Source organism: Burkholderia sp. MSh2, from assembly GCF_000731655.1.
GTDB classification, from domain to species: domain Bacteria; phylum Pseudomonadota; class Gammaproteobacteria; order Burkholderiales; family Burkholderiaceae; genus Burkholderia; species Burkholderia paludis.
Genome location: NZ_JPGM01000001.1, coordinates 25,485 through 48,314, shown reverse-complemented (window position 1 = coordinate 48,314; position 22,830 = coordinate 25,485). Strand labels below are relative to the sequence as shown.

Sequence of the window (22,830 nt, the reverse complement as noted above, 5' to 3'; positions counted from 1 at the left end):
GCGAAGGCGAAGGCGAAGGCGCAGGCGCGTGGCCTCCGCACAACGAGAGACACCGACCGTGCCCCCCGATGACAGACATCGCCCGCCGCCGCCCTGGTTGCGCGATTGGACCTCGGCCCGCCGCTGTCTTACGATCCACGACAACCCCACCCCGGAGGATTTCATGCTGTCCGAAGACGAACTGGCGTTGCTCGATGCGATCCGTGCCACCGGCAGCCTGTCGCGCGCGGCGGCGCGGCTCGGCAAGGCGCCGTCGACGGTGTCGCATGCGGCGCGCCAGCTCGAAACGCGGTTCGACGCGCTGCTGTTCGACCGGCGCGGCTACCGGCTGCGGCTGACGCCGGCCGGGCAGTTGCTGACCGACGAGGCGGCCCGGCTGGCGCTGGACGTCGCGCGGCTGACGCAGCGCGTGCGGCAGGTCGCGAGCGGCTGGGAGGATCGGCTATGGATCGTCAGCGACGAGGTGCTCGAATTCGATACGCTGCTGCCGGTCGTCCGCGCGTTCGATGCGCTCGATTCGGGCGTGTCGCTGCGTTTCACGCACGAGGTGCTCGGCGGCACCTGGGAGGCGCTGCGCGACGGCCGCGCGGACCTGGTCGTCGGCGCGACCAACGCGCCGCCGGCGATGCCCGGCTTCAAGTGGTTCGAACTGGGCACGATGGAATGGGTGTTCGCGGTGGCGCCGCGCCATCCGCTGGCAGCCGCGAGCGGCGAGCTGACGCGGGAGGCGATCGGCGCGCATCGCGCGGTCGTCGTCGCCGATTCGTCGCGGCGCGCGACCAGCCGCGCATATGGCCTGCTCGGCGGTCAGCCGGTGCTCGCGGTGCCGTCGATGCGCGCGAAGATCCTCGCGCAGCGCGACGGGCTCGGCGTCGGCTGGGTGCCGCGCCGCCGCGCGGCGGCGCTGCTCGCGCGCGGCGAGCTGGTCGAGAAGCGGACGGCCGATCCGCGCGAGCCGAACCTGCTGTACGTTGCCTGGCACGGCGACCGCGACGGCCGCGCGCTGCAATGGTGGCTGGAGCAACTGCGCGAACCGAGGCTCGCGCAGCGCCTGCTCGACGGCATCGAGGTGGCCGGCTGACGTGCGCGGCACCGGCGCTCCGGCGGCGTGCCCCCGAGAACACGTTCGACGATTTCGAACATGTTCGCCGCGCACGTCGTACGGCAGGGCGGGGCGCCGCGCGCAACCTGTGTTCACGGTCAATTCACCGGTTCACAGGAGAACATCATGCAACGCTTCGAAGGAAAAACGGTTCTGGTCACGGGCGGCAACAGCGGCATCGGCCTGGCGGCCGCCCGCGCATTCGCCGCCGAAGGCGCACGAGTCATCATCACGGGGCGCGACGCGCAGACGCTCGAAACCGCCCGGCAGGCGCTCGGCGAACGGGCGCTCGCGATTCGCAACGAGGCCGGCAGCGTCGCGTCGGCTCGGGCGCTGGCCGATGCGATCGCGTCGGCGGGGGCGCGGCTCGACGCCGTGTTCGTCAACGCGGGCGTCGCGAAACTCGCGCCGTTCGCCGACAGCGACGAGGCCATGTGGGATCTCGTGTTCGACACCAACGTGAAGGGCGCGTATTTCCAGATCCAGTCGCTGGTGCCGCTGCTGAATCGCGGTGCGTCGATCGTGATCAACGGTTCGATCAATGCCCATATCGGGATGCCCGGCTCGTCGATCTACGCGGCGAGCAAGGCGGCCGTCAATTCGTTCGCGAAGACGCTGTCGACGGAACTGCTGCCGCACGGCGTGCGCGTGAACGTCGTGAGCCCGGGGCCCGTGCAGACGCCGCTGTACGGCAAGCTCGGGCTCGACGCGGCGACGCTCGACGAGACGGCCGGGAAGATCAGGGGGCTCGTGCCGGTCGGCCGGTTCGGCACGCCGGACGAAATCGCGTCGACGGTGCTGCACCTGAGCGCGCCGGAATCCGCGTTCATCGTCGGCGCGGAGATCGTCGCGTCGGGCGGGATGGGGCTGCTCTGATCCGTCCGCCCCGGCGGAGGGCCGCCGCCGCGCGGGGCAGGCGATTCCCGCGAACCGGCCGCCGCGCCGCGGGCTTCGAACGATGGCCGGCATCGGCGGGCCGGCGTATCGTCGAAAGGCCATGACGATGGCAGGGCCGAATGGTCATTTACTAGACGACCGGTCTAATCCGGGGATATCATCCGACCTTGTGAATGCGACGACGTCCGTGGCGCGTGCTGCAAAGACGCAAAAATGCCACTTCACGCTGCGATGCTGTCCGTGCAGCGGGATGCCGTCGTTTTATTTTCCATTTCTCTAGACGACTGGTCTAATAGAAATGGGGCGCATCTGGATACGCGAATCGCACGATGGCGCGCCGTCGCGGACTAACCGACAGGCGTGCCGCGCCGGCCGGGTTGGCCGGTCGTGCGGCCCCGTTCCCCCCATCCATTTTCGAAGGAGTGTCCGATCATGAAGATTCTGGTTGTCCTGACCTCGCACGACACGCTCGGCGATACCGGCAAGAAGACCGGCTTCTGGCTCGAGGAACTGGCCGCGCCGTACTACACGTTCAAGGATGCGGGCGTCGAGCTGACGCTCGCGTCGCCGAAGGGCGGCCAGCCGCCGCTCGACCCGAAAAGCAGCGATCCGGCCGCGCAGACCGACGCGACGCGCCGCTTCGAGGCCGATCCGGCGGCGAAAGCCGCGCTCGCCTCGACGCACAAGCTGGCCGAGGTGTCGGTGGACGACTACGACGCCGTGTTTTACCCGGGCGGCCATGGCCCGCTGTGGGATCTCTCCGAGGATCTGCATTCGATCGGCCTGATCGAGCGCGCGCTGGCCGCCGGCAAGCCCGTCGGGGCCGTGTGCCATGCACCGGGCGTGCTGCGGCACGTGAAGAACCCGCAGACCGGCGAATCGGTCGTGCGTGGCAAGCGCGCGACGGGCTTCACCAACAGCGAGGAAGCGGCCGTCGAACTGACGGAAGTCGTGCCGTTCCTCGTCGAGGACATGCTGAAGACCAACGGCGCGGCATTCGAGCGCAGCGCCGACTGGGCGCCGCACGTCGTCACCGATGGGCTGCTGATCACCGGGCAGAACCCCGCGTCGTCCGAGCCCGCGGCCGAGGCGCTGCTCGCGAAGCTCGGCCACCTGTAAGCAAGTTCAAGCACGCCACGGCGCCGGCCGGCCCGACGCCGTTCCGTTTTTGCCGCCGCGGGCAGCCTGCCCGCCGACGGCCCGAATCGTTCCGCCGTGCATGTCGCACGGCGCGTTTCCTGTCGTTTTGTAGAACCAAACAAAGGAGTCGTGGATGTCTGCCCTGTTCGAACCGTTCAAACTCAAGGATGTCACGCTGCGCAACCGCATCGCGGTGCCGCCGATGTGCCAGTACGTCGCCGAGGACGGCGTCGTCAACGACTGGCATCACGTGCATCTGGCCGGCATCGCGCGCGGCGGTGCGGGCCTCGTGATCGCCGAGGCGACGGCCGTGTCGCCCGAAGGGCGCATCACGCCGGGCTGCGCCGGGTTGTGGAACGATGCGCAGGCCGAAGCATTCGCGCCGTCGGTCGCGGCGATCAAGGCGGCCGGCGCGGTGCCGGGCATCCAGATCGCGCACGCGGGCCGCAAGGCGAGCGCGAACCGTCCGTGGGAAGGCGACGATCACATCGCCGACGGCGATCCGCGCGGCTGGCAGACCATCGCGCCGTCCGCCGTGCCGTTCGGTGCGCACCTGCCGAAGACGCCGCGTGCAATGACGCGCGACGACATCGCGCGCGTGCAGGCCGATTTCGTCGCGGCGGCGAAGCGCGCGCGCGACCTGGGCTTCGAATGGCTTGAGCTGCACTTCGCGCACGGCTACCTGGCCCAGAGCTTCTTCTCGGTGCAAGCGAACCGGCGAGACGACGAATACGGCGGTTCGGCGGAAAACCGCGGCCGTTTCCTCGTCGAGACGCTCGCGGCCGTACGCAAGGTGTGGCCCGAGCATCTGCCGCTCACCGCACGGTTCGGCGTGATCGAATACGACGGCCGCGATGAAGAGACGCTCGCCGAATCGATCGCGCTCACGCAGCGGATGAAGCAGGAAGGGCTCGACATGTTGAGCGTGTCGGTCGGCTTCTCGACGCCCGATGCGCAGATTCCGTGGGGTCCGGCGTTTCTCGCGCCGATCGCCGGGCGCGTGCGCCGCGAGGCCGGGCTGCCGGTGTCGTCCGCGTGGGGGATCGATACGCCGCAACTGGCGAACCGGGTGGTCGCGGAAGAGCAACTCGATCTCGTGATGGTCGGCCGCGCGCATCTCGCCGATCCGCACTGGCCGTATTACGCGGCCAAGCAGCTCGGCGTCGAGCGTCCGTCGTGGACGCTGCCCGCGCCTTACGCGCACTGGCTCGAGCGCTACCGGACCGCCGACAAGGTGGCCTGAGCGGGGCGCGGCGCCGGGCGGCTCGCGCATCGCGTGCGACGCCGATCCGGCGCCGATGGATAGAATGGCGGTTCGCCCCGGCCGGGGGCCGGTGCGAACCGCCATTTTTTTCATTTCTGCCGAGGTGCCATGGGCACGCATGTCTCGTCGTCTCAAGATTCCGCCGCGCGGCCGCGCGCGCAGCACGTTGCCCGGGTCGGGCTGTATACGGTGCTGCTGGTGCTCGCGCTGTGGGTCATCCGCGATTTCATTCCCGCCATCGCCTGGGCCTGCGTGATCGCCATCGCGATGTGGCCGCTGCTGAAACGCTTCGAATCGCACCGGCTGTTCCGCGACCGGCCGACGCTGATCGCGCTCGTCATTACCGCGGCGATCTCGCTGCTGGTCGTGCTGCCGGTGGCCGTCGCGGCGACCCAGGCCATCGGGCAGGCGCATGACCTGCGCGAGTGGCTGCGCACCGTCCAGGACAATGGCATTCCGGTGCCGGACGTGGTCGGCCGGCTGCCTTACGGCGCGGCGCAGGTCACCGAGTGGTGGCAGGCCAACCTGGGCCATCCGCTGCATGCGGCCAGCGCGATGCACGGCGTCAACAGCGAGAAATTCCTCGCGTTCGGCCGGCAATTCGGCACGAAGCTCGCGCATGGCCTGCTCGAATTCGGCTTCATGCTCGTCACGCTGTTCGTGATCCTGCGTGCGGGCCACAAGCTGTCGGGCGCGCTGCTGCAGGGAGCGCGGCGCGCATTCGGGGCCAACGGCGCCGAACTGATCGAGCGGATGGTCGCGGCCGTGTTCGGCACGGTGACGGGGCTGGTCGTCGTCGGGCTCGGCGAGGGCGCGCTGCTCGGCATCGCGTATGCGCTGGCGGGCGTCCCGCACGCGGCGCTGCTCGGCCTCGTCACGGCGATCGCGGCGATGCTGCCGTTCTGCGCGCCGATCGTGTTCTGCGGCGCGGCGCTCTGGCTGTTCGTGCACGGCGCGACCGCATGGGCCGTGGTCGTCGCGGTACTCGGTTTCGTCGTCGTGTTCGTCGCCGAGCATTTCGTGCGGCCGGTGCTGATCGGCAGCTCGGCCCGGCTGCCGTTCCTGCTCGTGCTGTTCGGCATCCTCGGCGGCGCCGAGACGTTCGGCCTGATCGGGCTGTTCGTCGGCCCCGCGCTGATGACGGTGCTGACGATGCTGTGGGCCGAATGGATCGCGTGACGATGCCTGCCGTGGCGGCGGCCTGCAGCGCCGGTGCGGCAGGCAGGCTCAGGAGGACGCGGGGCCGCCGCCAGGCGGTCGCCATCGTGTCGCCATTGCAGCGGCATCGGGCCTCAACGACCTGCGGTGGTCCGGGCCGTGAGGCGGGCATGCATTGCGGCGATCCGGAAAAAGATCTCTACATTTCTTTTCGATCCTGGCCCAAAGGTCGAGTAGCATGAGGCTTTCGAACACGCCGGCATGGCGCAGCAGATTTTTCCAAGCATGCGATTGATTTCGATGTCCCGCCCTGCAGCGACGTTGTCCCTGGCTGCCAGCTGCCTGATGCTGCATGGCTGCACGTGGTTCGACTCGTGGCTGCCGTTTTCGTATTCGCGCACGCCGCTCGCGCGGGCTGCGTCCCGGCATGGCGCGACGCGCGCCGATGTCGTCCGCGCCGGCGGCAACCCGCGCAGCGTCTGGATGGTCCGCAACGGCAGCGGCGTCTGCTACAACTACTTTATCGAGCACGGCAACGATCACCGTGCGTACTTCGTCGTGTTCGACAAGGCCGGCGTCGTCACGCAGCGCGGCTTCGACAGCTGCATGGACGCCGACCGCAAGGGCATGCTCCAGCCGGGCAAGGCCGCTGCACGCTAGCGCGACGGCCTTGCCGGCCCGGCGTCACGCGATCGTGTCGACCACGCCGCCGTCCACCCGCAGCGCGGCGCCCGTCGTCGCCGAAGCGAGCGGCGAGCACACGTAGACCACCAGGTTCGCGACTTCCTCGGGGGTTGCCGGCCGCTGGATGATCGAGCTGGCGCGATGGTTGCGCACGAAATCAACGGCCACGTCCTCGACGCTGCGCCCCGTTTCGTCGGCCGTTTCCTTCAGCAGCGCCCGCACGCCGTCCGACATCGTCGGCCCCGGCAGCACCGAATTGACGGTCACGCGGGTGCCGGCCGCGAGCTTCGCGAGGCCGCGCGCGATCGACAGCTGCGCGGTCTTCGTGAACCCGTAGTGAATCATGTCGACCGGGATGTTCAGGCCGGATTCCGACGAAATGAACACGATGCGCCCGGCATTGCGTTCGATCATTCCCTTCAGGTAGTGCCGCGCGAGGCGGACGCCCGACATCACGTTGGTCTGGAAGTAATGCTCCCATTCGGCGTCGTCGATGTCGAAGAACGCCTTCAGGCCGTAGATGCCCGCGTTGTTGACGAGGATGTCGGCGGCGGGCGTGTGCTGCGTGATGCGTGCGACGCCGGCCGCATCGGACAGGTCGGCGGCGACGCCGTCGAAGCCTGCGCCGGGGACGGCGGCGCGCAGGTGCGCGAGCGCGGACTGCACCGATGCGTCGCTGCGGCCGTTGACGACGACGCGCGCGCCGGCGCGCGCGAGCCCTTCGGCGATCGCGAGCCCGATGCCGGCGGTGGAGGCGGTGACTACCGCGGTCTTGCCATTCAGATCGATCTGCATGAGCGTGACGGGAGAGGAGGGAACGGAAACCGCCGCGGGTGCCGCGGCGGACGGAACTCAAAGCTTAGGAAATTTCCGGCCCGCAGGCCATCCCGCCAGCGCGATCGCGCGGCGTCGACGCAAACGTTCCGGATGCTGAAGTGACGCGCGGCCGGTTCGTGTGCCTCGACTGCGCGAGATTCCTGCCGGTTCGGGGCGATCGAGCGCGAGGCCCGGATCGCGCGCGTTTCGCCGGCGGTAGCTCTAACCGGTGACGCGTCCTCCGTCCGCGGCGGCTGCGTGCCGGCATCCGGCCCGAAAGGACCGGCGCCATGGCCGATGCCGGCGGATTTCGTGCATGCCGCCAGCCTGTCTCGCGCCCCTTGTCCGCGGAATTCGCGAGCCATCCGCAATGGAAGGCGACTATCAGGGGCACATGGCGAACCAGTCCCACCAATAGTATCCAAACAGCTCCTGGGTACTTCTTTCCAGCGTGTAGAGCCCGAAGCAGGCGCCAAGCGTTTCTATCCCGCTCGTTCTCGCCCTGGCGGTGACGCTGGAGAACGTCTGCGATTTCGTCAGCGGCGGCAGACCGTCGGCAGTTTCCGGGTTCAGTTGTACGGCGTGTACTTCGAGGAATTCCGGCGAAAACTGATTGAAAACTTGCTGGCCGAACAGGTGGGCAACCTGATAAACGAGCACGGCGTCGTTCGAGTTCTCATAGATGGATACCGCCCTGAGCGACACGGTATCGCCCGGGTGCAGCGTCAGAGGCGGTTTGGCCGGGTCATTCCCGATCGGTCCGCCTCGCGCCCCGGTGTAGAGCAGGCGCACGGCGCGATGATCGACGGCGATCGGCGACTCGGGATGCTTGCTCGGATTCGGGTACCGCCGCTTGATGTATTCCGTGTCGATTACGGCCAGGATGTCGATCTGCTGCGCGGACGCGTTGAGATTGATGCTTCCGGGATCGGCTGTCATACGTGGTGCTCCATGTGGGCTTCATGGCGGGAAAGGGGCGACGCCCCGTGAGGCGTCGCGCAGGCTCTGTCGGCTCGAACCGCTGCCGTATGGCGTCGGAGCGCGTGGTCGGGACGCTTGCCTCAGGCAGCGTAGGCTTGCCACGTCCAGTAGAAGTAGCCGAACAGCTTTTTGCTGTTGGGTTCCCGCGTATAAAGCGCGAAAACCGTTGCCAGGCTCTCGGATCCGGACGATTTTGCGATGGAGTTGAAGCTTTGGAAGACTCGGGATTGCGCCGCGCTCGCGATGATGTCGGGCGTCTCGTCGGCACTCGATGCACCGGTCTGTTCGATGGTGTGCGTGGCAAACTTGTTGAAGACCTGGTCGCCCGAGAAGTGCTGGACGTTGTAGATCAACGCGGAGTCTTCCGAATTGTCGGACAGCGACGTCCCCATCAGGGATACCTTGTCGCCAACCTGCAACCTCAGGTTCAGTTTGCCCGACCCTTCCGCACTGCTCACGCCGGTCAGTTGGCTGTTGACCATGAACACGGCATTGCTGGAGATGCCCGTCGGGTGGCTCGCGCTCTTGCTCGGGTTCGGATAAAACTTCTTTACATAATTGGTGTCGATAATCGCAAGGATGTGAATGGATTGAGCGACTTTTTCAATGTTGATGTTGTTCGGATCGACTTCCATTTGAATTCCTCCGTGGTGGGATGGTTTCCCGTTCGGTACGAATGGCGCATCGGCGATGCGCTTTCCCAGTATTATCCTTTTGCACTCCTGTTTGTACCTGTCAGGTTTGATGGGGAATTTGAAAAATGCATTTTTTAATTTTGGGGTCGGAGGCGATGCTGATCTGGCGGGAAATATCCGCTGATTTTCGATTCAATGGAAAATAAGGGCAACAAGCACTGCGGTCTGATTATGAATTTGGCGCGGGTGAGTTGAATTCGCGTGCGCAAGCAATTGACCGCGTTGCGATCGGGGTTCTTCTCGCCGCAACAGCCTGGAGCGCATTGGCCGCATTCGATTCGACCGTCAAAGGGGCATGGTGCATGACGGTTCAAGACGGACTTTGTGCTTTTCGTACGATCGTCCAGTCGACAGCCGAAAGATCTGTCCGGTTATTGCGCATGGTCCGACGACCGAGGCGTAATCGACTGTAATTGATGTTTTAGGTTTTTTGTGGTCCGAATTAATTTGTTTTTGGTTTTATAAAACCTGTTTACTTCGACAGGTGTGTTTGATTTGAAAATGGAGGATATTGATCGTGACGCAGGAGTGATGCGTCTCAGGATTTAAATTCATAACGTGTATTGAATGGAGGTTGACCATGGCTTCCGAAGTGATCCTTGCATCAAGCGCGCAGGACATCAACATCCTCGTGGTTATCGACACGGAATGGGTGAAGAAGACGTACCCGAATCCGAGTCAGGATCAGAAGAATCCGACGGGCATCGCGCACAATGGCCAGTTCATGCTTTGCACCGGCGCGCGTGACGTCAAAGGGCAGGGTACGGCCGATCTGGAATTCACCGCGTATCCTCGCGACCGCGTCCTGTTTGCCGGCGTGTCGATCTACGACAACTCCGACGACGCCGTGATCGTCTACGACATCAAGCACTTCAAGGGCGATCAGGTATTCAATCAGTTCAGCTGCAACACGGTCGTCCGCAACGGCGCAGTGGAACCCAATCCGGACTCGCCGACCCGGAACGGCCTTCCGCCGCTGCATAAACAGCTCACGTTCGCGACTTTCGACTCGTCGATCAAGAACAGCGGCACCGAATATTTCGGCGTTTGCTTCGGTCTTTACAAGCTTGTCGGCGGGCAGAATCAAGAACTGGTCGGGTACTACTGGTGGGATCCGAAGGTCTACGTGCCGGCCTGATCGCCAGTTCGTGACCCGAGCGTTCGAGCAGGCGGAAACGCTGGCCAACGCCCGGTACAGGGCAGGTGCGTCGTAAGCGCGAAACGCACCGTGTGCCGGCGCATCGGAGGGGGCAGGATGGCGCCCGCGATCATGTTCGCGGGCGCCATTCATTTCAGGTGAACGCGCTTGTTCGAATGCGTCCGTCGACGGGCAATCGAGGCTCGCCCGCGAACGTGGCCGGTTGCAGGGGCTCGATGGATTCGTCGATCGACTGCCGCGCCTGCTCGCGCGTGGCGAAGCGTTGCGGACGGCCCGGTTCGTTCTTCAGCGTTCCCGCGGGCGATCCGATCCGGAGCGATCCGGCGTCGCTGCCGGACGATCCGGTTGCACGGCGCCGCCCAGTCTTGTACGGTGAGCGTTCGCCGTCCAAGCCGGGAGTCTGCCGCGTGAGCCGTACCGCCAACCGATCCGTCGTTCCTTCGCCGTTCTGGCGCGATGCCGCATTGCCGTTCATCGAGGCGCGTACCGTCGACGACGGGCGCGCGATCTGCTACACGAAGCACACGCACGATACGTTCTCGGTCGGTGCGATCGTCGGCGGCACGAGTACCTACGTGAACGGCGCGACGAACGAGCACGTCGGGCGCGGCGTGCTGGTGATCATCGATCCGGAGCAGGTGCATGCGTGCAACCCCTACGGCGCCGATGCATGGGCATACCGGATGGTCTATGTCGACGTGCCGTGGCTCGCGCGGCTGCAGCACTCGCTGGGTCGCGATCCGAACTGCGATTTCCACGGGTTTTCGCCGAAGTTGACTGAACGGGGCGACCTGTTCGCGCAATTTGGCGGCTTCTACCGCACGCTCGTGTCGCCTGGCGTCGATCCGCTCGGCAAGGAAAGCGCGGCGGTCCGGTTCTTCACGGCGCTGCACGGCGCGCTCGATCGGGAGCTGCCCGTCGTGCGGCCGCGCGACGACAACGCCAGGCTTGCGCGCGCGGCCGACTACATCGCCGCGCACTGCCGGGAAGGCGTCACGCTCGATGCAATCTGCGAGGCGGCGGACCTGTCGCCGTCCTACCTGATCCGTGCGTTCAACGCGCGCTACGGCATGACGCCGCACGCGTTCCTGATCGATCGCCGCGTGCAGTACGGCCGCGCGGAGCTGCGGCGCGGCCGGCCGATCGCCGACGTCGCGCTCGACGCGGGCTTTGCCGACCAGGCGCATTTCCAGCGCGCGTTCCGTCGGATCGCGGCGGCGACGCCCGGGCAATACCGCGGCGCGACGAACTGAGCGGCACGCCCCGGGGCCGGTGATCGGCGCGAACGAGCCCTATGCGTCGAGCAGGAACAGCGCGCTGCCCGCGAGCAGCAGCGCCATCAGCCGGTTGAACAGGCGCATGCGCCGCGCATTCGCGAGCCGGTGCCGCAGCGATGCACCCGCATAGCCCCAGCACGCGATCGACGCGAAGCAGATCACCAGGTACAACGCGGCGAACTGCCAGACCTGCGCGCGGTCGCCGTCGGCCGCATACGCCCCCATCGCGGCCACGCACGCGAGCCACGCCTTCGGATTCAGCCACTGCATCGCCGCGCCGGACGTCGCCGACGGGCCGGCCACGTCCGGGTTGTCCGACAGCCGGCCATCGTCGAGCGCGAGCCGCAGCGCCATGTAGAGCAGGAACGCGATCCCCGACCACCGCGTCGCGGTCGTCAGCACGGGCCAGCGCGCGAGCGCCGCGTGCAGGCCGAGCCCGATCAGGAGGAACAGCGCGACGAAGCCGAGCGTTGCGCCGGCCGCATAGCGCAGGCTCGCGCCGAGGCCGTGGCGTGCGCCCGCGCTGAGCGCGACGATGTTGACGGGACCGGGGGTGATCGACGAGGCCAGCGCGAACGCGGCCATCGAAACCAGCATGCTCATTGGATGTCTCCATGCGAAATGTCGAAAGTCGCATCGAGACTACGGGAGCCGCATCGTCCCGTATTGAAGAAAACTGCCCTCGGCGGCGCGGGCCCGCCGCCGGTCAGTGCAGGGCGCGCGGCGCGTGCGCCGGCCGCGCGTCGGCCGGCGCGGCCGCACCGGCCGGGCGAAGCGCGCCGCTTGCGTACGGCTGGGTCGACACCGAGAAGCCGAACGTGTTGATGCCGCCCGCGCACGCGACGAAGACGCTGCCGCCGTGCATTTCCGCCACGGCCTTGACGATCGACAGCCCGAGCCCGTGGTTCTCCTTGCTGTTCGCGCGCGCTTCCTCGAGCCGGTAGAAGCGTTCGAAGACGTGCGAGCGCCGAGCGGGGTCGATCGGCTCGCCCGGGTTCGAGACGGCCATCTCCACGCGTGCGTCGCGGCGCGTGATCGTCACGTTGACCGTCGCGCCGGGCGCCGAATGCTGGATCGCGTTGATCAGCAGGTTCGTCATCGCGCGGCGGAACAGCGACGGATCGACGGCCGCGCGCGCGTCGCCGTGCAACTCGGCGTGCAACTGCGCTTCGTCGAGCGGGATTTCGAGGAAGTCGAGCATGCGCCGCACCTCGTCGGCGAGCGACACGTCCTTCAGGTCGGTCGCGCGTTCGCCCCGGTCGCTGCGCGACAGGAACAGCATGTCGTTGATGATCACGCGCAGCCGCTCGAATTCCTCGAGGTTCGACTGCAGCGTCTGCTGCATCCGCTCGACGGAGCGGTCGCGGCTGGTCAGCGCGACCTGGGTCTGGCCGATCAGGATGCTGATCGGCGTGCGCAGCTCGTGCGCGACGTCCGCGTTGAACGCCTCGAGCCGCGCGTAGGTTTGCTGGATGCGTTCGAGTGCGCCGTTGAACGACGCGGCCAGGTCGCGCAGCTCGGCCGGCAGCGCGTCGGTCTGCAGCCGCTGGCGGCGGTTCGCGAGGCTGATGTCCGACGCGTCCTGCGACAGCCGGTCGAGCGGCGCGAGCCCGAAGCGGGCGACCGCGCGGCTCAGCAGCAGCGTGATGACCGTCGCGATCGCGATCAGGGCGGCGAGCGTCCAGCCGAAGCGGCGCAGCATCCGCTGCGTGCGCTCGCACGAGCTGGCGACGATCAGCTTCAGCGTCGGCCGCGCGCCGTTGCCGGGCACGGTGACGGTCTTCGTCATCACGTCGTAGGTGCTGTCGTTGAGCGCGTAGCGCTGGAACGCGCCGAACGGCGCGCCGACGGGCACGCCGTTGACGGGCTTGCCGAAGCGGAAGTCCGGGTTCGGGCTGTCGACCTGGTAGCGCGTCGAGCCGTCCGGCGGTTCGAGGTCGGCGAGCTTCTCCTGCATCAGGCGCCCGCGCTCGGGCGTGAGCGCGTGCGACACGATCATCTCGGCGACCTTGGTGCGCGTGTCGAGCGTGGCGCGCAGCTCGGCGAACAGTTGCCGCTCCATCATCACGAACAGCCCGCAGCCGACCAGCGTGAACACGAGCAGCGACACGATGCCGAACATCGCCGAGAGCCGCAGGACGATCGAGCGTTTCATGCCGGCCTCTCGGTGTCGCCGTCCTCGCGCGCCTCGAGCACGTAGCCCATGCCGCGGATCGTGTGCAGCAGCTTGTCCGCGAACGGGCCGTCGAGTTTCGCGCGCAGGCGCTTGATCGCCGTCTCGACGACGTTCGCGTTGCTGTCGAAGTTCACGTCCCACACGAGTTCGGCGATGGTCGTCTTCGACAGCACCTCGCCGCTGCGCCGCGCGAGCACGCCGAGCAGCTGGAATTCCTGGGCCGTGAGGTCGAGGCGCGCGCCGTCGCGGGTCGCGCGGCGGCCGATCAGGTCGACCCGCAGGTCGCCGATCGAGATCAGCGTCGATTCCTGCACGCGCGCGCGGCGCGTCAGCGCCCGCAGCCGTTCGATCAGCTCGAGAAACGAGAAGGGCTTGGTCAGGTAGTCGTCGGCGCCGCCGCGCAGCCCGCGCACGCGATCGTCGACGCGGTCGCGCGCGGTCAGCATGATGACGGGCGTCTGCTTCTGCGCGCGCAGCGCGCGCAGCACGCCGAAGCCGTCCAGCTTCGGCAGCATCACGTCCAGGACGACCACGTCGTAGTCGAATTCGACGGCCTTCCATGCGCCGTCCTCGCCGTCGAGCGCGGTGTCGACGACCCAGCCTTCCTCGGTCAGGCCGCTCTTCAGGTATTCGACGACTTTCGGTTCGTCTTCGACGATCAGGACTTTCATGTTCGAATCCGTTGTCCGGGTAATCCGGTTAAGGGCTCGGGGGCGCAGCAGCCGGCGCCGCGGCGGCGACCTCGGCCGGCGCGGCGCCGCCCGGGGCCGGCGCTTCCCAGCCGCCGCCCAGCGCCTTCGCGAGAAACACGACGAGCGCCGCGCGCTGACCCTGGATCTGCACGGCCTGCCGCTCGCTCGTCAACAACTGCTGTTCGGCCGTCAGCACGTCGATGAACGGCGTCAGCCCGCCCGCGTAGCGGTCCTGCGCGAGCGACACGAGCTTGCGCGCGTCGTCGACGGCCGCCGCGGCCTGCTGCGCGGCCTCGGCGAGCACCGACAATCCCGTGACCGCATTTTGCACCTCCTGGAACGCGGTGAGTACGGTCTGCCGGTAGCTGGCCTGCGCGGCGACGTAGCCCGCCTGCGCGAAATCGACGCCGGCCTTCAGCTTGCCGCCCTCGAACAGCGGCTGGCTGAGCGAGCCGCCGACCGACCACAGCAACGCCGGCACGGTGAACAGGCCCGCGAAGCGCGTCGCATCCCAGCCGATATCGGGCGACAGCGCGATGCGCGGGAAATACGCGGCGCGCGCGACGCCGATCTGTGCGTTCGCGGCGGCCATCGCGCGCTCGGCCGATGCGACGTCGGGACGCCGCTGCAGCACGTCGCTCGGCAGGCCGGTCGGCAGCGCCGGAGCGTTGATCGGCACGACGCGCGGCGCGATCGAGAAGGCCGGGGCCGGCGTGCCGACCAGCGTCGCGATCGCGGTCTCGACCTGCACGCGCTGCTGGAGCAGCAGTTGCGCCTGCGTGCGGGTCGCGTCGAGCTGCGCGCGCTGCTGCAGCAGGTCGAGGCCCGACACCGCGCCGAGGTCGTGGCGCGCGCTCACGTAGTCGAGCGCCTTCTGCTGCAGGTCGATCGAGCGCTTGACCACGTCGATCTCGGTGTCGAATTCGCGCAGCGCGAAGTAGCTCGACGCGAGATCGGCGGTCAGCACCAGGCGCGCGTTCGCGAAATCGTCGTGTGCCTGCTCGGTGCTCGCCTGCGCCGATTCGACGCTGCGGCGCACCCGGCCGAACAGGTCGAGCTCGTAGCTCACGCTCGCGCCGAGCTGGATGTCGTTCTGCACGGTCGACGCGTTCGGCGTCGCGTAATTGGTTTGCGGCCGGTCGGCCGAGATCTTGAAGCGCTGGCCGCCCGCGTTCAGGCCGACGGCCGGATACTGCGCCGACGCGACCGACGCGAGCGTCGCCTTCGCCTGGTCGTAGCGCGCGGCGACGGCCTTCAGGTTCTGGTTGTTGCGCAACGCCTCGGCTTCCAGCGCGTCGAGCTGCGGATCGCCGAACGCGGTCCACCAGGCCGGGTCGAGCGGCGCATGGGCCGGCGCGGCCGGATGCCAGTACGCGTCGGCCGGGTCGAGCCGCCACGCGGCCGGCGTATCGACGTCGGGGCGCCGGTAGTCGGGGCCGACGGTGCAGCCGGCGAGGGCGGCCGCGACGGCGAGGGCGGCCGATACGGCAACGGCGGCGGGCCGCCGGCGAACGCGCACGACGATCACGACTTCGCCCCCGCGGCGCCCGATGCGGGCTTGGCGGCCTGCGCGGCCACGATCACCTGGTCGCCGTTCGCGAGCGCATCGCTCGGGTTCGCGACGAGGCGGTCGTTCGGCGTGAGCGGGCCGTCGACTTCGAGCGTCTGCCCGATCGTGCGCACGACCGTCACCGGTTTCAGCCGGACCTGGCCGTTCGCGTCGACCGAGGCGACCGTCGGCCCTTCGGCGCGGAACAGCAGCGTGTTGGACGGCACCTGCAGGCGGCCGACCGGCGTCATCGGCAGCGTCGCCTGCACGTATGCGCCGGGCAGCAGCCGGCCGTCCGGGTTCGGCAGCGTGATCTCGATCTGCAGCGAACGCGTCGCGACGTCGATCGCCTCGGACGTGCGCGTGATCGTGCCGTCGAACGTCCGGCCCGGCAGCTCGGCCTGCGCGACGCTCACGTGCTGCCCGACCTTCACCTGCTGGGCGTACGCCTGCGGCACCTGCACGTACAGCCGCAGCCGGTCGGCCTGGACGACCGTGAACAGCGAGCGGCCCGCGTTGCCGGAGCTGACGAGATCGCCGACGTCGACGTTGCGCTGGGTGACGATCCCGTCGATCGGCGCGACGATCCGCTGGAAGCCCTTCAGCTCGGTGAGCCGGCGCATGTTCGCATCGGCCGCGGCGAGGTTCGCGGTGCCCTGGTTGAACGCGCCTTGCCGGTCGTCGAGTTCCTGCTGCGATACGGCGTCGCGCTGGCGCAACTGCTGCGCGCGGTCGAACGACGTCTTCGCGAGCGCGAGCGAGGCCTGCGCCTGCTGCCGTTGCGCGGTGGCCTGCGCAAGCTCCTGGTTCAGCTCGGGCGTGTCGAGTTCGGCGAGCAGTTGCCCCTGCTTCACGTGCGCGCCGATGTCGGCCTGCCAGCGCAGCACGTAGCCGTTCGCGCGCGCGAAGATCGGCGCCTCGACGAAGCCGCGCAGCGTGCCGGGCAGCGTCAGCTTGCCGCCGGTGGCGGCGTCGACCGGATGCACGACGTTGACGTACTGGCGCGTGTTCTGCTCGGCGATCGCGTCGAGCCGGTTGCGATTCAGCAGATCGACGACGATCGTGCGGGCGGCGCCGGCGGCCAGCAGCACGCCGATCACGATCAGCACGACCCGGCCGCGCCGCGACACCGACGTGCGGGTCGGCAGGTGCATGCCGTGTTCGTCCACCTGGATGCCGACGGAGCTGTGATGTTTCTCTTCCATGAATTCAACCAATTCAACCGGGTAATGGGGCGAAAGTCAGTGTCCGGCCTGGCGCGCCCGCCGGCGGGCCAGCCGCGCGTGCACGCCGCCGAACACCAGCGGCACGAACAGCAGGGTCGACACGGTCGCGAACAGCAGGCCGCCGATCACCGCGCGGCCGAGCGGCGCATTCTGCTCGGCGCCTTCGCCGAGACCGAGCGCCATCGGCACCATCCCGATGATCATCGCGAGCGCCGTCATCAGCACCGGCCGGATCCGCGTCGCGCCGGCTTCCAGCGCGGCGGTGAGCGGCGGCGCGCCGGCCGCGAGACGCTGGCGCGCGAACGACACGACCAGGATGCTGTTCGCGGTGGCGACGCCGACCGTCATGATCGCGCCCGTCAGCGCCGGCACGCTCAGGTGCGTGCCGGTGACGAACAGCATCCACGCGATGCCGGCAAGCGCGGCCGGCATCGCGCTGATGATGATCAGCGGATCGAGCCACGACTGGAAATTCACGACGATCAGCAGGTAGACGAGCACGATCGCCATCGCGACGCCCGCGCCGAGGCCGATGTACGACGTGCGCATCGTCTCGACCTGCCCGCGCATCGTCAGGTCGGTGCCCCGCGGCAGCGTCGCGCGCGCGTCGGACACGATGCGCTCGATCTCGCCCGCGACCGAGCCGAGGTCGCGGCCCTCGACGCTCACGTACAGGTCGATCGCCGGGCGGATGTTGTAGTGCGTGATCACGGCCGGATTCGCGGCGCTGTGCACCTGCACGAGGTTGCCGAGCAGTTGCAGCGGCGTGCCCGCGCGGCCGCTCGCCGAAATCGGCGTGCCGAGCAGATCGTCGACCGACGCGATGTTGTATTGCGGGGTCTGGATCTGCAGCGGGTACTGGACGCCGGTTTTCGGGTTGATCCAGAACGACGGCGTGGTCTGAGAACTGCCGGACAACGAGATCAGCATGTTCTGCGCGACGTTCTGCGCCGAGAGGTTGAGCTGCTGCATGCGCGTACGGTCCATGTCGGCCAGCAGGGTCGGCTCGTCGTTGCGCTGCAGGACGTGCACGTCGACGGCGCCGGGGATTTGCCTGACTTTTTTCATCAGGCTGCTCGCTATCGCCATGTTACTCGCGAGATCGTTGCCGAGCACCTGCACGTCGATCGCGGCCGGCTGCCCGAAGTTGAGGATCTGCGTGATGATGTCCGACGGCTGGAAGAAGAACTCGACGCCCGGGAAGCGTTCGGGCAGCAGCGTGCGCAGCGTCTGCACGTAGTGCTGGGTCGCGCGGTGGCCGGGCTTGAGCGCGATCAGCAGCTCGCCGTCGAGCGTGCCGATCGTGCCCGCGTTGCTGTACGACAGGTTGATGCCGCTCACCGGCAGCCCGAGGTTGTCGACGATCGTGCCGAGTTCGTCGGGCGGCACGACCTCGCGGATCGTGCGTTCGACCTGGTCGGCGAGCCGTGCGGTTTCCTCGATCCGGTAGCCGGTCGGCGCGCGCATGTGCAGCCGGATGTTGCCGGAATCGGCGTTCGGGAAGAAGTCGCGGCCGAGCACGAACACGAGGCCGGTCGACAGCACGCAGAAGCCGAGGAAGCAGGTCGCGTAGAAGCGCCGCCGCACCAGCAGGATGCTGAGCAGCACGATGTACCACGCGCGCAGCCGCTCGAACGCGTTGTTGAACGCATGATGCACGCGGGCGAAGTGCGACGTCGAATGATCGGGGCCGGTGCTCGCCTGCTGCGGGCGGAACAGCAGCATCGCGAGCGTCGGCACCAGCGTGCGCGACAGCACGTACGACGCGAGCATCGCGAACACGACCGCTTCCGCGAGCGGCACGAACAGGAAGCGCGCGACGCCGGTCAGGAAGAACATCGGCACGAACACGATGCAGATGCACAGTGTCGACACGAACGCAGGCACCGCGATCTCGCCCGCGCCTTCGAGGATCGCGTCGTGCAGGCCGGTGCCGAGATGCAGGTGGCGCTCGATGTTCTCGATCGTGACGGTCGCGTCGTCGACCAGGATCCCGACCGCGAGCGCGAGCCCGCCGAGCGTCATGATGTTGATGGTCTCGCCGAGCGCGGCCAGCACGATCAGCGACGTGAAGATCGACAGCGGAATCGAGATCGCGATGATCAGCGTGCTGCGCCAGTTGCCGAGGAACAGCAGGATCATCATCGCGGTCAGCACGGCGGCGATCAGCGCCTCGTGGATCACCCCCTGCACGGCGGCGTCGACGAACACCGACTGGTCGAACAGCGGCGTGATCGTGAGCCCCTCGGGCAGCGTCGGGATCACCTTCGGCAGCAGCGCCTTCAGGTCCGATACGACCTTCAGCGTCGACGCGTCGCCGGTCTTCAGGATCGACACCAGCACGCCGCGCTGGCCGTTCTGGCGCACGACGTTGGTCTGCGGCGCGAAGCCGTCGCGCACGGCCGCGACCTCGCGCAGGTAGGTCGTCGCGCCGTTGACCGTCTGGATCGGCAGGTTGTTGATGTCGGCGACCGTGTCGGCCGACGCGTTGGTGTCGATCCGGTATTCGGTCGGGCCCATCTTCGCGGTGCCGGTCGGCAGCACGAGGTTCTGCGCATTGACCGCGTTGACGACGTCGGCCGGCGTGAGGCCCTTCGCGAGCAGCGCCTGCGGATCGAGGTCGATCGCCACCACGCGCGTGCGGCCGCCGTACGGGAACGGGATCTGCGCGCCCGGGATCGTGATCAGTTGCGGCCGCAGGAAGTTGAGCGCGATGTCGGCGAGCGACTGCTCGCTGAGGGTCGTGCTCGACAGCCCGAGCTGGATTACCGGGATGCTCGACGCGGAATAGGTGATCACGAGCGGCGGCGTGGCGCCCTGCGGCATCTGCCGCACGATCGCCTGCGCGGACGAGACGGTCTGCGCGATCGCCGTCTGCACGTTCGCGCCCGGCTGCAGGAATACCTTGACGACCGCGATGCCGGGCAGCGACGTCGACTCGATGTGCTGGATGTTGTTGACGGTCGTCGTCAGGATCCGCTCATGCACGGCCGTGATGCGGTTCGTCATCTCCGTGGCGGAGAAGCCGGTGTAATTCCAGATCACGCTGATCACGGGAATATTGATCGCGGGCAAGACGTCGACGGGGGTGCGCATCAGCGCAAGCGGGGTGGCCAGCACGATCATGATGGCCATCACGATGAACGTGTAGGGGCGCCTGAGCGCAAGATTGACGATCCACATGGAGGCAGCGGGACAGGCGGTGATCAGGCGTCGGTGAACGGAACCCGAATGATAGGCGTCGGGGCGGAACGGGTTACTGGCGCGAAACTGGCAGATTTGTCAGGTAGGGGGGCGACCGCCGGACAACGATTCGGCAGAGGAAATGCACGGCGTCGCGGCGACCGGAAAACGGCCGCGATACCGGACGCAGGCGCTGCAGCGGCGACGCTTCCGTCCGCCGGTCCGCGCCGCGCTCAGATCTGCTCCATCCCGACGCGCGCGAGCGCCCCCAGGTCGACGACTTCGATCTGGTTGTACGCGAGCCGCAGCGCGCCGAGCTTCTCGAGCTGCTGCAGCGCCTGGTTGATCCGCTGCCGCGACACGCCGACCAGCATCCCCAGCTCCTCCTGCGAGATCGACAGCGACGGGCCGGTGTCCGGATACAGGTCGGGGTTGAAGAGTTGCACGAGCGCCTGTGCGACGCGCGCGTCGACGTCGAGCAGCCGGCTGTTCTGGATCGACGCGATGAACTCGCCCATCCGGTTGTTCAACTGGTGGATCACGAAGCGCGTGAACGGCAGGCTAGTGTCGAGCAGCGCATGGAACGTGTCGACCGGCACGAACAGCACGGACGAGCGCTGGATCGCGACGACCTCGTACTTGCGCAGTTCGCGCTTGATCACGCTGCCTTCGCCGAACCAGCCGCCCGACGGCACGCCGGAAAACGTGCAGCCGCGCCCGGACACGTTGAAGATCGCGAGCTTCAGCAGCCCGCGGTGCACGCCGATCCAGTACTCGGACGGCGCGAGCCGGTGCGCGATCACGTCGCCGGCCTCGCATTGCGTGACGTGCGACTGCGCGAGCACGAGCGCCTGGTGCTCGGGCGCGAGCGTGCGGAACCACGCGCACTGGCCGAACAGCGTCGACAGCGCCGGCAGCGGGTCCGGTTCGGAGACGGCGACGGCCGGGCGGGCGGTCGGGTCGGGCGGGGCAACGAGAGGGTCGTGCATGGACGAGGGTTTGCGAGGATAGGGATAACGCGCAGCGCGCAGGCGGCACTCTGTCGTTTCGATGACAGACGGCTCACAATAGCGCCCGTTAGGCTGTCGGCAATTGAACCACATCAAAACGATCCGGGGTGGAGGCGCTCCGGTCGACGGAACATGGGAGACACGATCATGACGCAGATGTTCGAGGCCGGACTCGGCCGCCGCGACGCCAACTACGTACCGCTTACCCCGCTCGACTTCCTGGTCCGGACGGCCGAAGTCTACGGCGAACGCCTCGCGATCGTGCACGGCGACGTGCGGCGCACCTGGGGCGAGACCTATGCGCGCGCGAAGCAGCTGGCGAGCGCGCTCGCGCGGATCGGCGTCGAGCGCGGCGACACGGTCGCGGCGATGCTGCCGAACATCCCGGCGATGGTCGAGGCGCACTTCGGCGTGCCGATGGCCGGCGCCGTGCTGAACACGATCAACACGCGGCTCGACGTGCCGTCGGTGCTGTTCATGCTGCGTCACGGCGAGGCGAAGGTGCTGATCGTCGATACCGAATACGCGGAATTCGCGCATCGCGCGGCGCTGGAGATTCCGGGCCTGAAGATCGTCAGCGTGGCCGACGCGATGCCGGCCGATCCCGCGCGCTTCGCGGGCGCGACCGACTACGAGGCGTTCGTCGCCGGCGGCGACGCCGACTACGCGTGGACGCCGCCCGCCGACGAATGGGATGCGATCGCGCTGAACTACACGTCCGGCACGACCGGCGACCCGAAGGGCGTCGTGTACCACCATCGCGGCGCGTATCTCGCGGCGATCAGCAACCTCCTCGAATGGGACATGCCGAAGCACGCCGTCTACCTGTGGACGCTGCCGATGTTCCACTGCAACGGCTGGTGCTTTCCGTGGGCCGTCGCGGCGCGCGCGGGCGTGAACGTCTGCCTGCGCCGGTTCGACGCGAAGACCGTGTTCGACCTGATCCGCCGCGAACGCATCACGCACTACTGCGGTGCGCCGATCGTGCAGAGCGCGATCGCGAACGCGCCGGCCGAATTCCGCGAGGGGATCGACCACACGGTGCACGCGATGGTGGCGGGCGCGGCGCCGGCGCCGGCCGTGATCGCGAAGATGAAGGAGATCGGCTTCGACTTGCTGCACGTGTACGGGCTGACCGAGGTGTACGGCCCGGCGACCGTGTGCGCGAAGCAGTCGCACTGGGACGCGCTGCCCGACGACGAGCGGGCGCGCCTCAACGCGCGCCAGGGCGTGCGCTACCACCTCGAGGCCGGCGCGACGGTGCTCGATCCCGACACGATGGCGCCGGTGCCGGCCGACGGCGAGACGCTCGGCGAGATCATGTTCCGCGGCAACATCTGCATGAAGGGCTACCTGAAGAACCCGAAGGCGACCGACGAGGCGTTCCACGGCGGCTGGTTCCATACGGGCGATCTCGGCGTGCTGACGCCCGACGGCTACATCCGCATCAAGGATCGCCGCAAGGACATCATCATCTCCGGCGGCGAGAACATCTCGAGCATCGAGGTCGAGGATGCGCTGTACCGGCATCCGGCCGTCGCGGTCGCGGCCGTCGTCGCGATGCCCGACCCGAAATGGGGCGAAGTGCCGTGCGCGTTCGTCGAGCTGCGCGAAGGCGCGAGCGCGACCGAGGAGGAGATCGTCGCGCATTGCAGGCAGCTGCTTGCCGGCTTCAAGGTGCCGAAGGCCGTGCGGTTCGGCGAGCTGCCGAAGACGTCGACCGGCAAGATCCAGAAATTCCAGCTGCGCACCGCGGTCGGATCGGACAAGGCGATCGACCTGGCCGGCGGCGATACGCCGGGCGGGAAGACGCGGTAAGCC

At 67.9% G+C, this 22,830-nt stretch carries 20 protein-coding genes; 9 read left to right on the top strand and 11 right to left on the bottom strand.

The window, feature by feature from the left end:
• Positions 1-163: 163 nt before the first annotated feature.
• The 6 genes from GQ57_RS00210 (at position 164) to GQ57_RS00185 (ending at position 6,221) form a co-directional block, all read left to right on the top strand.
• A complete protein-coding gene (locus GQ57_RS00210; RefSeq protein ID WP_034196718.1) occupies positions 164-1,081 on the top strand; it encodes a LysR family transcriptional regulator in 918 nt (305 codons plus the stop codon).
• Between the two features lie 147 nt (positions 1,082-1,228).
• Complete coding sequence (locus tag GQ57_RS00205; RefSeq protein WP_031396695.1) at positions 1,229-1,978, top strand: SDR family oxidoreductase; 750 nt, start codon at positions 1,229-1,231, stop codon at positions 1,976-1,978.
• A 453-nt stretch (positions 1,979-2,431) separates the two neighbouring features.
• A complete protein-coding gene (locus GQ57_RS00200; RefSeq protein WP_031396694.1) occupies positions 2,432-3,118 on the top strand; it encodes a type 1 glutamine amidotransferase domain-containing protein in 687 nt (228 codons plus the stop codon).
• Between the two features lie 154 nt (positions 3,119-3,272).
• A complete protein-coding gene (locus GQ57_RS00195; protein ID WP_031396693.1) occupies positions 3,273-4,382 on the top strand; it encodes an NADH:flavin oxidoreductase/NADH oxidase in 1,110 nt (369 codons plus the stop codon).
• A gap of 129 nt (positions 4,383-4,511) precedes the next feature.
• Positions 4,512-5,582 carry an AI-2E family transporter gene (locus GQ57_RS00190; protein ID WP_031402132.1) on the top strand — a complete coding sequence of 357 codons (1,071 nt, stop codon included), beginning with the start codon at positions 4,512-4,514 and terminating at the stop codon, positions 5,580-5,582.
• Positions 5,583-5,846: 264 nt separating this feature from the next.
• The gene (locus GQ57_RS00185; RefSeq protein ID WP_052000982.1) at positions 5,847-6,221 is read left to right on the top strand and encodes a hypothetical protein; all 375 of its coding nucleotides are present in this window, start codon (positions 5,847-5,849) and stop codon (positions 6,219-6,221) included.
• 24 nt (positions 6,222-6,245) lie between these two features.
• Here GQ57_RS00185 and GQ57_RS00180 read toward each other — a convergent pair whose 3' ends face one another.
• From GQ57_RS00180 to GQ57_RS00170, 3 genes are all read right to left on the bottom strand, one after another.
• Positions 6,246-7,040 carry an SDR family NAD(P)-dependent oxidoreductase gene (locus GQ57_RS00180; RefSeq protein WP_031402130.1) on the bottom strand — a complete coding sequence of 265 codons (795 nt, stop codon included), beginning with the start codon at positions 7,038-7,040 and terminating at the stop codon, positions 6,246-6,248.
• Between the two features lie 405 nt (positions 7,041-7,445).
• Positions 7,446-8,000, bottom strand: coding sequence for an inclusion body family protein (locus tag GQ57_RS00175; RefSeq protein ID WP_031402129.1), 555 nt, complete (start codon positions 7,998-8,000; stop codon positions 7,446-7,448).
• Between the two features lie 122 nt (positions 8,001-8,122).
• Positions 8,123-8,677, bottom strand: a complete 555-nt coding sequence (locus tag GQ57_RS00170) for an AidA/PixA family protein (RefSeq protein ID WP_034196717.1) — start codon at positions 8,675-8,677, stop codon at positions 8,123-8,125.
• 640 nt (positions 8,678-9,317) lie between these two features.
• Here GQ57_RS00170 and GQ57_RS00165 point away from each other — a divergent pair.
• Positions 9,318-9,875, top strand: coding sequence for an inclusion body family protein (locus tag GQ57_RS00165; RefSeq protein ID WP_031402127.1), 558 nt, complete (start codon positions 9,318-9,320; stop codon positions 9,873-9,875).
• A 154-nt stretch (positions 9,876-10,029) separates the two neighbouring features.
• Here GQ57_RS00165 and GQ57_RS41220 read toward each other — a convergent pair whose 3' ends face one another.
• Positions 10,030-10,287, bottom strand: coding sequence for a hypothetical protein (locus tag GQ57_RS41220; RefSeq protein WP_152603152.1), 258 nt, complete (start codon positions 10,285-10,287; stop codon positions 10,030-10,032).
• A 16-nt stretch (positions 10,288-10,303) separates the two neighbouring features.
• Here GQ57_RS41220 and GQ57_RS00160 point away from each other — a divergent pair, with 16 nt between their 5' ends.
• Complete coding sequence (locus tag GQ57_RS00160) at positions 10,304-11,149, top strand: AraC family transcriptional regulator (protein WP_034196842.1); 846 nt, start codon at positions 10,304-10,306, stop codon at positions 11,147-11,149.
• 39 nt (positions 11,150-11,188) lie between these two features.
• Here the strand turns inward: GQ57_RS00160 and GQ57_RS00155 are convergent, their stop codons facing one another.
• The 7 genes from GQ57_RS00155 to GQ57_RS00125 form a co-directional block, all read right to left on the bottom strand.
• Positions 11,189-11,776, bottom strand: coding sequence for a LysE family translocator (locus tag GQ57_RS00155; RefSeq protein WP_031402125.1), 588 nt, complete (start codon positions 11,774-11,776; stop codon positions 11,189-11,191).
• Between the two features lie 103 nt (positions 11,777-11,879).
• Complete coding sequence (locus GQ57_RS00150) at positions 11,880-13,328, bottom strand: heavy metal sensor histidine kinase (RefSeq protein WP_031402124.1); 1,449 nt, start codon at positions 13,326-13,328, stop codon at positions 11,880-11,882.
• Positions 13,325-14,020 (bottom strand): heavy metal response regulator transcription factor, encoded by a 696-nt coding sequence (locus GQ57_RS00145; protein WP_031402123.1) that lies wholly within the window; start codon positions 14,018-14,020, stop codon positions 13,325-13,327. The genes GQ57_RS00150 and GQ57_RS00145 overlap by 4 nt, the downstream gene beginning before the upstream one ends.
• A gap of 28 nt (positions 14,021-14,048) precedes the next feature.
• Positions 14,049-15,560: an efflux transporter outer membrane subunit gene (locus GQ57_RS00140; RefSeq protein WP_034196841.1), complete on the bottom strand. Its 1,512-nt coding sequence runs from the start codon at positions 15,558-15,560 to the stop codon at positions 14,049-14,051.
• Between the two features lie 5 nt (positions 15,561-15,565).
• Positions 15,566-16,795 carry an efflux RND transporter periplasmic adaptor subunit gene (locus GQ57_RS00135; protein ID WP_031402121.1) on the bottom strand — a complete coding sequence of 410 codons (1,230 nt, stop codon included), beginning with the start codon at positions 16,793-16,795 and terminating at the stop codon, positions 15,566-15,568.
• Between the two features lie 36 nt (positions 16,796-16,831).
• The gene (locus tag GQ57_RS00130) at positions 16,832-19,999 is read right to left on the bottom strand and encodes an efflux RND transporter permease subunit (RefSeq protein ID WP_034196716.1); all 3,168 of its coding nucleotides are present in this window, start codon (positions 19,997-19,999) and stop codon (positions 16,832-16,834) included.
• Positions 20,000-20,232: 233 nt separating this feature from the next.
• Positions 20,233-20,988 (bottom strand): Crp/Fnr family transcriptional regulator, encoded by a 756-nt coding sequence (locus tag GQ57_RS00125; protein ID WP_031402119.1) that lies wholly within the window; start codon positions 20,986-20,988, stop codon positions 20,233-20,235.
• A gap of 168 nt (positions 20,989-21,156) precedes the next feature.
• Between GQ57_RS00125 and GQ57_RS00120 the strand changes: the two genes are divergently transcribed.
• Positions 21,157-22,827, top strand: coding sequence for an acyl-CoA synthetase (locus GQ57_RS00120; RefSeq protein ID WP_034196840.1), 1,671 nt, complete (start codon positions 21,157-21,159; stop codon positions 22,825-22,827).
• Positions 22,828-22,830 lie beyond the last annotated feature (3 nt).

Bases quoted from the DNA above. Each gene is read 5' to 3' on its own strand.
- GQ57_RS00210 (WP_034196718.1), top strand. From the start codon at position 164: ATGCTGTCCGAAGACGAACTGGCGTTGCTCGATGCGATCCGTGCCACC.
- GQ57_RS00205 (WP_031396695.1), top strand. From the start codon at position 1,229: ATGCAACGCTTCGAAGGAAAAACGGTTCTGGTCACGGGCGGCAACAGC.
- GQ57_RS00200 (WP_031396694.1), top strand. From the start codon at position 2,432: ATGAAGATTCTGGTTGTCCTGACCTCGCACGACACGCTCGGCGATACC.
- GQ57_RS00195 (WP_031396693.1), top strand. From the start codon at position 3,273: ATGTCTGCCCTGTTCGAACCGTTCAAACTCAAGGATGTCACGCTGCGC.
- GQ57_RS00190 (WP_031402132.1), top strand. From the start codon at position 4,512: ATGGGCACGCATGTCTCGTCGTCTCAAGATTCCGCCGCGCGGCCGCGC.
- GQ57_RS00185 (WP_052000982.1), top strand. From the start codon at position 5,847: ATGCGATTGATTTCGATGTCCCGCCCTGCAGCGACGTTGTCCCTGGCT.
- GQ57_RS00180 (WP_031402130.1), bottom strand. From the start codon at position 7,040: ATGCAGATCGATCTGAATGGCAAGACCGCGGTAGTCACCGCCTCCACC.
- GQ57_RS00175 (WP_031402129.1), bottom strand. From the start codon at position 8,000: ATGACAGCCGATCCCGGAAGCATCAATCTCAACGCGTCCGCGCAGCAG.
- GQ57_RS00170 (WP_034196717.1), bottom strand. From the start codon at position 8,677: ATGGAAGTCGATCCGAACAACATCAACATTGAAAAAGTCGCTCAATCC.
- GQ57_RS00165 (WP_031402127.1), top strand. From the start codon at position 9,318: ATGGCTTCCGAAGTGATCCTTGCATCAAGCGCGCAGGACATCAACATC.
- GQ57_RS00155 (WP_031402125.1), bottom strand. From the start codon at position 11,776: ATGAGCATGCTGGTTTCGATGGCCGCGTTCGCGCTGGCCTCGTCGATC.
- GQ57_RS00150 (WP_031402124.1), bottom strand. From the start codon at position 13,328: ATGAAACGCTCGATCGTCCTGCGGCTCTCGGCGATGTTCGGCATCGTG.
- GQ57_RS00145 (WP_031402123.1), bottom strand. From the start codon at position 14,020: ATGAAAGTCCTGATCGTCGAAGACGAACCGAAAGTCGTCGAATACCTG.
- GQ57_RS00135 (WP_031402121.1), bottom strand. From the start codon at position 16,795: ATGGAAGAGAAACATCACAGCTCCGTCGGCATCCAGGTGGACGAACAC.
- GQ57_RS00130 (WP_034196716.1), bottom strand. From the start codon at position 19,999: ATGTGGATCGTCAATCTTGCGCTCAGGCGCCCCTACACGTTCATCGTG.
- GQ57_RS00125 (WP_031402119.1), bottom strand. From the start codon at position 20,988: ATGCACGACCCTCTCGTTGCCCCGCCCGACCCGACCGCCCGCCCGGCC.
- GQ57_RS00120 (WP_034196840.1), top strand. From the start codon at position 21,157: ATGACGCAGATGTTCGAGGCCGGACTCGGCCGCCGCGACGCCAACTAC.